Origin of the sequence: Armatimonas sp. (assembly GCF_043760365.1) — a bacterium.
Lineage (GTDB): Bacteria > Armatimonadota > Armatimonadia > Armatimonadales > Armatimonadaceae > Armatimonas.
In genome coordinates this window covers 1-10,176 of record NZ_JAYUPA010000739.1, presented here as the reverse complement: position 1 = coordinate 10,176, position 10,176 = coordinate 1, and the positions used below count along the sequence as shown (strand labels likewise).

Genomic DNA, 10,176 nt, shown 5'->3' with positions numbered 1-10,176 from the left:
CGCGGCTCATGGCGACTTTTGTGAGGCGCTACCCGAAGCACCCGCTCGCTCCCGCCGCCCGCAAGTACGCGGCTGTCTTTGCCGGCAAAGGCGAGCCTGCCGAGTAGCCTACCGGAGGCGGTAGTGCTTGCCGGTGTGGGCAATCATCAATTTTCCGGTCTTCTGGCTCCAGCCCATGTAGAGCATGGACGACGGAGCCGGAGCGGCGTGCCAGCCATCGAAGGCACTTTCAGGGAGGGCGGCGACGGTGTGTAGCTGCCCGCCTTGCGTGTCGCTGACCCAGATCTCTAGCATCTGGCGTGGTGGGAAGCGCTCGGCTAGACCGGAGGAAATCCGGCGCAGCAGGGCGATTCCAGGGCGCTCGTAGCGACTCCTAAAGTACCAGGCAATCTGCTGACTGTCCGGTGAGAGCACCGCGTCTTCGAGGGTTTGGATTGTCTTCGGGAGAAGCAGCGTCGTGGACTGACTCGGCGACAGGTGCTCCCCGATTCCGGTGCTGCTCAGCGTGATTTTACCGTTGCGGGGCCGAGGGCTGGGGAAGCTACTCTCCGCAATCACTGCCCGAAAGTCCGACGTGACGCCCAGCAGACGACCGATTGGTTTAGGGGCGTGTGTGGCAACATCCTCCGGGGCGCGTGTGAGCCGAAGCACGCCGTCGGCTTCGAGCTGAAGTGTGCGCCCTGAGCTATCCGGGAGCGGGTAGGTATCGCTGGAGCAAAGCCAAGGCGCGTCTGTTTCGCACAGCACCAGATCTCCTGGAATCCGAGCGACCGTATTGTCGGTACGCAACGCGAGCGCACTGGCGAGGAGGACCAGAACACTCACGAGCACGACAAACCGACGGTTACGGCGCAACATGGCCTATTTTACCGGTAAAATGACAAGATGTGGATCGCCGAAGTTTTCTGCAGACAACGGCCCTGGGAGTGTGGGCAATGAGTGAGCCGGATGAAGCACTGGCAAGTGGCTGGGAGCTACGCCGCGACGGTGCGAAAGAGTGGCGACCCGCCACCGTTCCCGGCTGCTGGGAGCGCGATGGCATCCCCGGCGCGTTCTGCGGCCCCGTGTGGTACCGAACCCAATCCCCCTTCGCGAAGCCGGAGGGGGTGGCGCGGAGCGCCGGGGGAGGTAGCGCGAAGGGGGAGAGGCTCTGGTGGGAACTTGATGCCGTCTCCTACCACTGCGAGGGCTTCGCCGATGGCAAGAAAATCGGGGAGCACACGGGGCTCTGGGACGCGTTTGTCTGGGAGCTTCCCGCCGGAACCAAAGAGCTGACCCTTAAAGTGGAGAAACCCGGCAGCGAGCGCTTTCCCGTCAAGCAAACTCTTGCCGGATTTCTGCCCTATGTCTGGGGCACCTGGGGCGGCCCGTGGCAAGACGTCCGAGTACGCGCCACCGGTCCCGTTCGCATCGCTTCCATCTTTGCGACGGGTGAGGCAACCGGGCGGCTACGTGGAGATGTAGAGCTGGATGTGGCACGAGGGGCTGAAGTGACACTGGAGCTACGGCTCAGCACGGAAGATGGCGCTATTGTTGCGGGGCGTTCGTTAGGCGTGCCAAAGTCGGGTAAGGCAGCATTTGACCTCCAAGTTGCCAAACCCTTGCTCTGGAGCCCAGAGACACCACACTGCTACACGCTCACGGTCACTGTCGCCGTGAGCGGCGTGCTCTCGGATCAACAGACACGAACCGTGGGCTTTCGCAAGCTTCAAGTAGACGGCGAGCGGATTCTTCTCAACGACCAGCCAATCTACTTTCGTGCACCGCTCTCCTGGGGTTGGTACGAGAGCACGATGGCTCCCAACCCATCGCTAGATGTCAAAATCTTTGAGGCGGAGCTCAAGCGCATCAAGTCTCTGGGCTTTAATGGCGTGAAGATCTGCCTCTGGATTCCGCCGCGTGTGTACTTTGAGCTGGCAGATCGCATGGGCGTGCTGCTCTGGGTGGAGCTGCCACTGTGGCTCCCGGAGAAAAGCGACTTTTTCACCAAGCAAACTCCTCAGGAGTATGCACGCATCATTCGGCAGATCGGGGATCATCCCTCGATTATTCTCTGGACCCTGGGCTGCGAGATTGGGGAGGGCATGGACGCGAGCTTTCTAGGCAAGCTCTACGCGGAGCTGAAAAAACAGACTGGCGCGCCGCTGATCCGGGATAACTCCGGCTCGGCGGAGTGCTACGGTGGCCCGCTCCCTGAGCACGCGGACTACTGGGACTTTCACCTCTACTGCGATCTGCCCTTCGCCCGCTCCACTTTCGATGCCTTCGCCCCGCGCTGGCGCGAGCGGCAGCCCTTTCTCTTTGGCGAGTTCAACGACCAGGACGCGCTGCGAGACCTGCCCGCAATTTTAAAGCGTGATAAAACGCCACCCTGGTGGACACTTAGTGACCCACAGAAGAACCCAAAGGGCGTGCGCTGGGAGGTCAGTGTCACGGAGCAGCTAAAAACGCTAGAGAGTAGCGGCCTACTGCCTCGGCTCGCGGAGCTAAAAGCATCGAGTGCGAAACAAGCGCTTCTTTCGCGAAAGCACACCCTGGAGCTCACCCGCTCCTACCCGTTTACGTCGGGCTATGTTGTCACCGGCCTCACCGACACGCCCATCTCCACCGCCGGACTCTTCGATGATTTTGGAGCGCTACGCTACGACCCCTCTGAGTTTAACGCCGACACGGTGCTCTTTACTGAGCCGGATCGGCGGCGTGCCTGGACGGCGGGCGGGGATCGGCCCTCGTGGCTGGATCGCTGGGGCGTGAGGGCGGGCGAGAGTGCGCGCCGCCATGTCGGGATCTCGCATTTTGGCAAGCGCCTCGGCCCGGGCGCTGTCTTGCACTGGAAAACCAGCACAGGCCTGAGCGGCGAGCTCATTCTGGGGCCACTTGAGCCCGGCGAGGTTAAAGAGATCGGACTGATCGAGTTTATTGCCCCTGCCACCCCGCAGAAACTCATGCTCTCCGTGGAACTCACGGCAGCGGGAAAAACACTCGCTAAGAACGCTTGGCCGCTCTGGGTATTTATGGCGTCTCGCACGGGGGGCGCTGTCAGCCTCTACGACCCGGCGAACTTGTTAGCTGGGTTTGAGGAGGCAACGGGCTGGAAAGTGGCTCCGCCAACACAGCTCCCTCTTGGCTTGGGGGGGCCGGGAATTATGGTCGCGACAGCCTGGAGCCCGGAGCTATTGGCTTTTGCACGCAACGGTGGACGCGTGCTCTACCTTCAGCCCTCCGCCTTTGGGGGACTGCCCGCTGCCGAGCTGCCGTTCTTTCGAGAAGCCATGCGGCTCTTTGAAGATCATTCGAGCTGGGGAGCGTTTCCGCACGAGAAGACCACGGACTTTCTTTTCTACGGACTTGCCAGCGACTGTGCCTTCGAGCCCGAGGCGCTTCAGCAAGTTCTGGGCGTGCCGATTGCCCCCGTTCTCACGCGCGTCGATGCACGCAGTTCGCTGCTCCATGCCTACGTGTGTGAGGCGCAGGTCGGAGCAGGAAGGCTCCTGCTCACGACTCTGCGCCCCTACGGTGGTTTGGGGGATCAGCCCTCCGGTCTGAAGCGTGCGATTTGCGGGGTAGGTCTATTACACGCCTGGCTAGAGTGGCTGATCCGGTGACGGGTTACATTTTTTTCTTGTCGCCCGACATTTTGTTCCCGCTGGACATCTTTGCCTTCATTGCCCCGTGCATCTTTTTACATGCCGCACACTCGGTGGGCTTGCCCGCCTTTTTGGTCAGCTTGGCACACTCGGCGCACTGCATCTTGTCCATTTTGCCATGCATCTTGTCCATTTTGCCCATCTTGTCTTGAGCAAAGCTAGGGGTGAGTACGGTGCCGGTGATCAGGATCGCAGCGGCGAGGGTGAGTAGTTGTTTCATCGTTGTTTCTTGTCTCCAAAAGAGTTCGGGGATATCCCGTCTGCTGAGTCAACAAATGAAGAAAACGAAAAGTTCAATGACGCAATAATCGCCCCGATAATCGTCCCCATGAACGGGGGCGTCATTTTGACGTCGCAAGCTCCGACACGAAGGCCACTTCGGGCCATACCGAGTTTGCTCGGCATGGGCGGCACGCCCTTTGTGTCCGAGGAACGAGGACAATAAGACGCCCCGGTTCATCGGGGCGATACTCATCGGGGCGATCAAAGAGCAAATCTACAGCTCCTCGATGCTTGCAATCACGCGGTCCACAATCTCCGGGCCGGTGCGTGGGTTGAAGAAGACGGCTTTCCAGGCGGGGAGTGCACGGCCACCAGGGCAGTAGCCGATGCTGGTCGTGAACGAGAGGCGGGCATCTAAACGCGGGTCTTTGGCGCGATCGCGTTTTTCATAAAGGCGGCGCACTTCGTCGGTGTAGCGCGCAAACTCCTCGTCGGTGAGCTGGCCCGCCTCCAGTTTGGCGAAAATCTCATGGGCGTTGCGGCCCTTGGGAAGCACCCACCACGCCACCGAAGGACCGATAGTATCAAGATTGAGCACATGGCAGTACTCCAGCGCGGAGAGCTTGGTCTTGAGGCGCTGCGCCTGCTCCAGCGCATGGGCAACCAAAACTTGCCAGCCGGTGAGGCCAATCCCATTGAGCGAGGCCATGACGGTGTAGGGGCCGAGTGCGGGGCGGGAGCACTCTAGCGTGAAGACTGCCGGATCGCGGCGGCCATCGGCCTCTGAGAAGTAGGGCATCTGCTCGACACTGCGTGAGAGGTAGCGCAGGTCCGAGCGCTGGTTCACGAGAAACGCGCTGCCAGGGTAGTGCCCCCAGCCCATCTTGTGAAAGTCAATGGTAATGCTATCAGCGACCCGCAGTCCGTGGGCGTAGGACTTGGCACGGGCAATAAGCGGCAGCAGCTCGGTCGGGAAGCTGAGTGGGTTTTTCTCTAAATCGTACTCGCTGAAGAAGCACAGAACCCAGCCCACCGCGCCGTCCACGTGAACCTGCGGGCGCGGCTGGCCAAATTTCTGGGCACACGCCTCGGTAATACGGCGAATCTCGGCGACATCGTCCACACCAAACGTGTCCGTGGTGCCAAATGTCGCGACCACATAGACCACTTTCACGCCGTCGGTGTAGAGCGCTTCGAGTTTCTCTTTTAGCAAATCAAGGCGCATGGCTAGGCTGGCGTCGGTGGGGATAGAGTGGAGCTGCGCCGTGCCCATCCCCAGCCAGCCCGCGACACTCTGGTTGGAGTAGTGGCTGGCCTCACTGACGATTCCTGCGATTTTTTCGCCCTGGAGTCCGTGGTGCATCGCGCCGGGGAGCACTTTCTCGATGCCGATCTTCGCGCCGTAGAGATTCGAGATCGTCCCGCCCATTGTAAAGACACCCCACGGATCGTCGGTGTGGTAGAAGAGCAAGTTCGCGAGTGCTGTCACGGCCTTCACTTCCAGCTCGTTGGAACGCTGGCTGTAGGTGTCGGTGCAGAGATTCGGGTTCTTCAGCAAGCACGCCAGTGCCCCGATCAGCGATGCGTTACTGGCCGGGCCTTTGACGTTCTCTAAATGCAGCGGCGACGACCAGCTATCGGTGCCCCAGAAGTAGGGGAAGATCGCATCGCGGGCGTCCTTGAGGTTACCTGGCAGTAGATGAATCTCCGGGTTCACCGACGCCGTCTCGTAGTTCTGGGACATCGGCGAGGCGGGCAGAAACTGCCCCTCAGCTTCGAGCGCCGCGAGAAGCTCCTGAAAAATCTGGGTGATCTGCGCGGGCTGCGACGTGAAAAACGTCTCGATCAAGTGCCGGTACTGCGGTGTATCCATAATAGGATTATTCTACCGCTATCAAGTAGTCCAGCCCGTCTCCTGTGGGGAATCATCTTGCTCCGGATCCAGCTCCAGTGCCTCTATCCGATCCCAGGGAAGAAAAGATGCTGCATGGAAAATATGAAGTAGTTCCAAAGTTTCAGGATGGTTGTCTCTGTCAGCATCGTGAAGGGCATAGAACATGCGCCAAGTGCTCGCATTGCTTCTGCGTGGTGGCTTCTTGGCACTGGTGTAGAACCTCTCCTGAAAGACGGGGCGCACCATGCCCATACTGGCTTTCTCATCAAGTTGTGGCGGGCGGGCCGTGGTGATCTTGACAGGCAGCTCCTCGCAGAGCTGAGTGAGAAGAGCCTCTAAACGGCGGGTGAAGCGCACTTCTGAGCGCGGGTCAAGGCCGGCAAGCCAGCGCCTAGCAGAACGGATCTCTGCCAGAGCATCCGGCGCGATCATCAGAGTGAGAGGCTTCACGAAGCGGGGATTTCTTCCACGGGCCTGCGTAGTTCAGCCAGGAAGTCCGTCCCCGAAATTCCCTTGCCTGCATCCATGTCTTCCAGCGCCTTTCTGAGAGCGTCCGCCTTTGGATACATCAGAATGTCCGGGATGGTAGAGAGGTCTTCTGTCCATTTTTCATCATCTTCCTCCTCTGCGCCATCGAGAAGATCATCTATCAGATCATCAAGAGGTATACCGCGCTTCTGGGCAAAGCGAAGCAGACGCGCTCCGGTCTCTGGTTTTTCAAGTGTCAATGTCATGGTGTGCCGTTATTTCCTTTCATAGAACCGCTTCTCGGGCTTCTTGTCGTTTTGCTTCGGCGATCACGCGGGCATCGCGCTCTTTCAGGGCTTGCTGGTCGGCTTGAATCTGCTTCTCTGTTAAGCCAAACCCGCAGCGAAATTGAAGTGAATGTGAGGGAAGCGCTCCCGAGATGTGATAGAGGTAAACATCACGACTAAATTCGTCTTCCTGCTTGGGCAGCGGCACCCGCAACCGCCTGAGATATTCCTCTGGCAATGCTACTTGGCTCTCTTGCGATGGTGTGACGATCAAACTAGCACAACCTGCCGAGGCCACGATACCCAGTAGGAAAAGAGTGATTTTCTTTGTTCGTTTCATGTTGTTTTTGTTCTTTTTCCTCCGGTCTACCGGTTACTCAGAGAGCCCGATAGAAATTCAGCGATTAAGCCAAAGGCTAATGAAGCCTAAGACGATGCAGATGATGAAAAACAAGCCTTTTCCAGTAGACCAAAGCCCTTTGGTGAAAGCTCTCCAGAATCGGGAGTTGAGTTGCGCACTACGTGGAGGGGTATAGCGCGGTGGCTTCTGCTCCTGGGCGTTCATTTCCTCGCCTCTGTGAGAGTTTCTAGCCGTTTTTTTCTGCCTTGGCCGGGGCGCTTGCCTCCGTGTCCAGCAGGCTCCCAGGCTTGAATATCGGAGACCGTGACGAAGACGGACTTTCCGATTTTCCGGACGGGTACCCGACCTGAGCGAATGGCACCATAAACTCCTTGGGGAGTGACGCCTTTTAGCGCCGCCGCCTCTTGCACCATCAGGTACTCGATCCCATCCAAAAGCTCCATAAAGGGTATTCTAGCGCCCTCAGGAAAATAACACAAATAATTATTCTTGATTCGGCTACGGGTACATACCCCGGAGCTTGCTCCGCATCGAGATACCCCGGAGCTTGCTCCGGCGAGCGTCATTTCAAGGATGCCAATGGCGAGATAGGTTCCCTGTGCAGTAAAATTGGGACAGTATGAAAGCAATTGTCAAGTCCCTCGCTGGGGAGGGCGCCACGCTCCAGGATGTCCCGACCCTCACGACCGCGCCGTTCGGTCATGTTCTTATCAAAGTGCAGTCCGTCGCCATCTGTGGCACGGACTTTCATGTTTTTAGCTGGGATGCCTGGGCCGCTGGTCGCGTCAAGCCGCCGGTGATCATGGGCCATGAGTTCTCCGGGACAGTTGTGGAAGTGGGTGAGGGCGTGACGAGCCTCAAGGTGGGGGACTTTGTCTCGGGCGAGTCGCATAAAATCTGCGGTCACTGCCTCCAGTGTCGCACCGGCCAGGGGCATGTCTGTCGCAATACCCAGATCTTCGGGGTGGACACCGACGGCTGTTTTCGTGAGTGCTTCGCCGTTCCTGAGGCCAGCGTGATCAAAAACGACCCACGCATCCCGCCGCACATCGCCTGCCTGCAAGATCCTCTCGGAAACGCGGTTCATGCCGCCATGCAGGGCGAGCTGGCTGGGCGCAGCGTGGCCGTGCTGGGCTGTGGCCCCATTGGGCTCTTTGGCGTGGCGGTCTGCCGGGCACTGGGGGCGGGCGTGGTCTTTGCGTCCGATACCTCGCGCTATCGCTTGGAGCTGGCGGCAAAAGTCGGGGCCGATCATCTCTTTCAAATTCCTGGTGATGATCTTGAAGCCGCCGTCTTAGAGACCACCGATGGCCAGGGTGTGGACGTGGTGCTTGAAATGAGCGGTGCCCCTCCCGCCATCCAGCAGGCCATGCGTCTTGCCCGCCCCGGAGGCCGCGTCTCGCTCATGGGGATTCCGTCGCGCCCGGTTGAGCTGCGCATCTCCGAGGACATTATCTTTAAGGGCCTCACGCTCCATGGTGTGGTCGGGCGGCGCCTCTACGACACCTGGATCACGATGCAGAGCCTGCTCGCCAACAACCGCATTAATATCGAGCCGATTCTCACGCACCGCCTGCCGTTCGCGGACTTCGAGCACGGCATGGATCTGATGCGCTCTGGCCAGTGCGGCAAAGTGGTCTTATCGCTTCCCTGAGTAATCGCCCCGATGGGTATCGCCCCCATGAACGGGGGCGTCTTATTGACGGCTGTGCCGACACGAAGGGCGTGCCGCCCATGCCGAGCAAACTCGGTATGGCCCGAAGTGGCCTTCGTGTCGGAGCTTGCGACGTCAAAATGACGCCCCCGTTCATGGGGGCGATACCCATCGGGGCGATTACTCAGGGAAGCGGTATCATAGAGCATGCTACGCGATGTCCCTAAATTCTGGATTGCGGTACTGGCGGTACTGGGGATAGCCTGCACAACGTACTCGGTTGTGGGCATCTACTATATTCGGCTGGAGCAGCGGCGGCAGGCCGGGATGCAGGAAGTGATGGCACGCGCCCAGCCTATTATCGCCGCGCTCCGTACCTACCAAAAGCGATACGGCAAGCCTCCCGAGAATCTGCAAGCGCTCCAACAGCCTTTTCCCCAGCCTGGCCCGATGGCAAAGAACGGTTGGGAATATTCTCCCGGCAACACGGAGTGGACACTGGCAATTTCGGTAAGCTCTGACTACCCCCAAAGCTTGGGCGGCGGTGATATGTTCCGGTATTGCTCCGATGGCAAGTACCTCGCAGGGGGAGACGACGGCGAGCTGGAGCGTATTGGGGAGTGGGGCTACTCTACCTACTACTGAGGCGACGATGTATTATCTGCGGCGGTTTCGTTATTCGGTGAGCCGTCGCCAGGCTTCTTCGTATTTTTCGGCGGTCTTGGCGATGATAGCCTCGGGGAGGTCGGGGGGCGGGGCTTGCTTGTTCCAGCCAGGAACGGATTCGAGAAAATCGCGCAGGAACTGTTTATCAAAGCTGGGTTGTGCACCACCGGGCTGGTAGGTAGTAGCGGGCCAGAATCGCGACGAGTCTGGAGTCAGAGCTTCGTCAATGAGAATTACTTCGTTGTGTGTGTTGAGACCAAACTCGAACTTGGTGTCAGCTAAAATGATCCCACGGCGCTCGGCGTGGGCGGCGGCGAAGCTGTAGAGCCCCTGCGCGGCAGTGACCACGGCGTCGTAGTGCTCCCCGAGCAAATTCTGTGCTTCTTCTGGCGTCATGGGTTCGTCGTGGCCCGCGTCGGCTTTGGTGCTGGGCGTGAAGATCGGGGTGGGGAGCCGGTCGGACTCGACTAATCCCGCAGGCAGCGGGTTTCCCCAGAGATTGGAGCCGTCGGTTTTGTAGGCTTTCCAGCCCGAGCCGGAGAGGTAGCCCCGGATAACCGCCTCTATTTTTAGAGGGCGTGTGCGCTTGCAGAGCATCGCCCGACCCGTGAGCTTCTCGTCCCAGACACCCCCGACTGCGGCAAGCGCGGCGGCGATCTCCGTGTCGTCGGCAGTGATCAAGTGATTGGCAATTACCTCTTGTGTGATCCCAAACCAGAACACCGAGAGCTGGGTGAGAATGCGTCCCTTGCCCGGAATGCCTTGGGCCATCACCACATCAAAAGCCGAAATGCGATCCGAAGCCACCAGTAAGAGCTTGTCCTCGCCCACGGCATAGAGATCGCGCACTTTCCCCTGCCCGAGCTTCGTCAGGCCCACAATATTCGTTGTTAAAACTGTGCTCAACGCCAAACCTTTCCGATAATCTCCGACTCGAAGATTGCACCAAAGTCGCGGGAGTCGGTGGAGTTGTTGAT

At 59.2% G+C, this 10,176-nt stretch carries 11 protein-coding genes; 3 read left to right on the top strand and 8 right to left on the bottom strand.

The window, feature by feature from the left end; all coding sequences use genetic code 11:
- Positions 1 to 108 precede the first annotated feature (108 nt).
- Positions 109 to 858 carry a hypothetical protein gene (locus tag ACH2EH_RS17540; protein WP_395143611.1) on the bottom strand — a complete coding sequence of 250 codons (750 nt, stop codon included), beginning with the start codon at positions 856 to 858 and terminating at the stop codon, positions 109 to 111.
- Positions 859 to 887: 29 nt separating this feature from the next.
- Between ACH2EH_RS17540 and ACH2EH_RS17535 the strand changes: the two genes are divergently transcribed.
- A complete protein-coding gene (locus ACH2EH_RS17535; protein ID WP_395143609.1) occupies positions 888 to 3,605 on the top strand; it encodes a glycoside hydrolase family 2 protein in 2,718 nt (905 codons plus the stop codon).
- Positions 3,606 to 3,609: 4 nt separating this feature from the next.
- On the opposite strand, the gene ACH2EH_RS17530 is transcribed toward ACH2EH_RS17535, so the two are convergent.
- The 6 genes from ACH2EH_RS17530 to ACH2EH_RS17505 form a co-directional block, all read right to left on the bottom strand.
- Positions 3,610 to 3,867 carry a hypothetical protein gene (locus ACH2EH_RS17530; protein WP_395143607.1) on the bottom strand — a complete coding sequence of 86 codons (258 nt, stop codon included), beginning with the start codon at positions 3,865 to 3,867 and terminating at the stop codon, positions 3,610 to 3,612.
- Between the two features lie 276 nt (positions 3,868 to 4,143).
- Positions 4,144 to 5,742, bottom strand: a complete 1,599-nt coding sequence (locus tag ACH2EH_RS17525; RefSeq protein WP_395143605.1) for a pyridoxal phosphate-dependent decarboxylase family protein — start codon at positions 5,740 to 5,742, stop codon at positions 4,144 to 4,146.
- A gap of 21 nt (positions 5,743 to 5,763) precedes the next feature.
- The gene (locus ACH2EH_RS17520) at positions 5,764 to 6,213 is read right to left on the bottom strand and encodes a hypothetical protein (RefSeq protein ID WP_395143603.1); all 450 of its coding nucleotides are present in this window, start codon (positions 6,211 to 6,213) and stop codon (positions 5,764 to 5,766) included.
- Positions 6,210 to 6,497 (bottom strand): hypothetical protein, encoded by a 288-nt coding sequence (locus ACH2EH_RS17515; protein ID WP_395143601.1) that lies wholly within the window; start codon positions 6,495 to 6,497, stop codon positions 6,210 to 6,212. The genes ACH2EH_RS17520 and ACH2EH_RS17515 overlap by 4 nt, the downstream gene beginning before the upstream one ends.
- A gap of 19 nt (positions 6,498 to 6,516) precedes the next feature.
- Positions 6,517 to 6,858 carry a hypothetical protein gene (locus ACH2EH_RS17510; RefSeq protein ID WP_395143599.1) on the bottom strand — a complete coding sequence of 114 codons (342 nt, stop codon included), beginning with the start codon at positions 6,856 to 6,858 and terminating at the stop codon, positions 6,517 to 6,519.
- A gap of 221 nt (positions 6,859 to 7,079) precedes the next feature.
- Positions 7,080 to 7,322 carry a helix-turn-helix domain-containing protein gene (locus ACH2EH_RS17505; RefSeq protein ID WP_395143598.1) on the bottom strand — a complete coding sequence of 81 codons (243 nt, stop codon included), beginning with the start codon at positions 7,320 to 7,322 and terminating at the stop codon, positions 7,080 to 7,082.
- A gap of 176 nt (positions 7,323 to 7,498) precedes the next feature.
- Between ACH2EH_RS17505 and tdh the strand changes: the two genes are divergently transcribed.
- Both tdh and ACH2EH_RS17495 read left to right on the top strand, forming a co-directional pair.
- Positions 7,499 to 8,533: an L-threonine 3-dehydrogenase gene (tdh, locus tag ACH2EH_RS17500; protein WP_395143596.1), complete on the top strand. Its 1,035-nt coding sequence runs from the start codon at positions 7,499 to 7,501 to the stop codon at positions 8,531 to 8,533.
- Between the two features lie 207 nt (positions 8,534 to 8,740).
- Positions 8,741 to 9,178 carry a hypothetical protein gene (locus ACH2EH_RS17495; RefSeq protein ID WP_395143594.1) on the top strand — a complete coding sequence of 146 codons (438 nt, stop codon included), beginning with the start codon at positions 8,741 to 8,743 and terminating at the stop codon, positions 9,176 to 9,178.
- A gap of 30 nt (positions 9,179 to 9,208) precedes the next feature.
- On the opposite strand, the gene ACH2EH_RS17490 is transcribed toward ACH2EH_RS17495, so the two are convergent.
- Entirely contained in the window at positions 9,209 to 10,105 is an 897-nt protein-coding gene (locus tag ACH2EH_RS17490) for a phosphoribosylaminoimidazolesuccinocarboxamide synthase (RefSeq protein ID WP_395143592.1), read from the bottom strand.
- Positions 10,106 to 10,176: the final 71 nt, after the last annotated feature.

Excerpts from the sequence above, each read along its gene's own strand:
- ACH2EH_RS17540 (WP_395143611.1), bottom strand. The coding sequence starts at position 858 with ATGTTGCGCCGTAACCGTCGGTTTGTCGTGCTCGTGAGTGTTCTGGTC.
- ACH2EH_RS17530 (WP_395143607.1), bottom strand. The coding sequence starts at position 3,867 with ATGAAACAACTACTCACCCTCGCCGCTGCGATCCTGATCACCGGCACC.
- ACH2EH_RS17525 (WP_395143605.1), bottom strand. The coding sequence starts at position 5,742 with ATGGATACACCGCAGTACCGGCACTTGATCGAGACGTTTTTCACGTCG.
- ACH2EH_RS17515 (WP_395143601.1), bottom strand. The coding sequence starts at position 6,497 with ATGACATTGACACTTGAAAAACCAGAGACCGGAGCGCGTCTGCTTCGC.
- ACH2EH_RS17510 (WP_395143599.1), bottom strand. The coding sequence starts at position 6,858 with ATGAAACGAACAAAGAAAATCACTCTTTTCCTACTGGGTATCGTGGCC.
- ACH2EH_RS17505 (WP_395143598.1), bottom strand. The coding sequence starts at position 7,322 with ATGGAGCTTTTGGATGGGATCGAGTACCTGATGGTGCAAGAGGCGGCG.
- tdh (WP_395143596.1), top strand. The coding sequence starts at position 7,499 with ATGAAAGCAATTGTCAAGTCCCTCGCTGGGGAGGGCGCCACGCTCCAG.
- ACH2EH_RS17495 (WP_395143594.1), top strand. The coding sequence starts at position 8,741 with ATGCTACGCGATGTCCCTAAATTCTGGATTGCGGTACTGGCGGTACTG.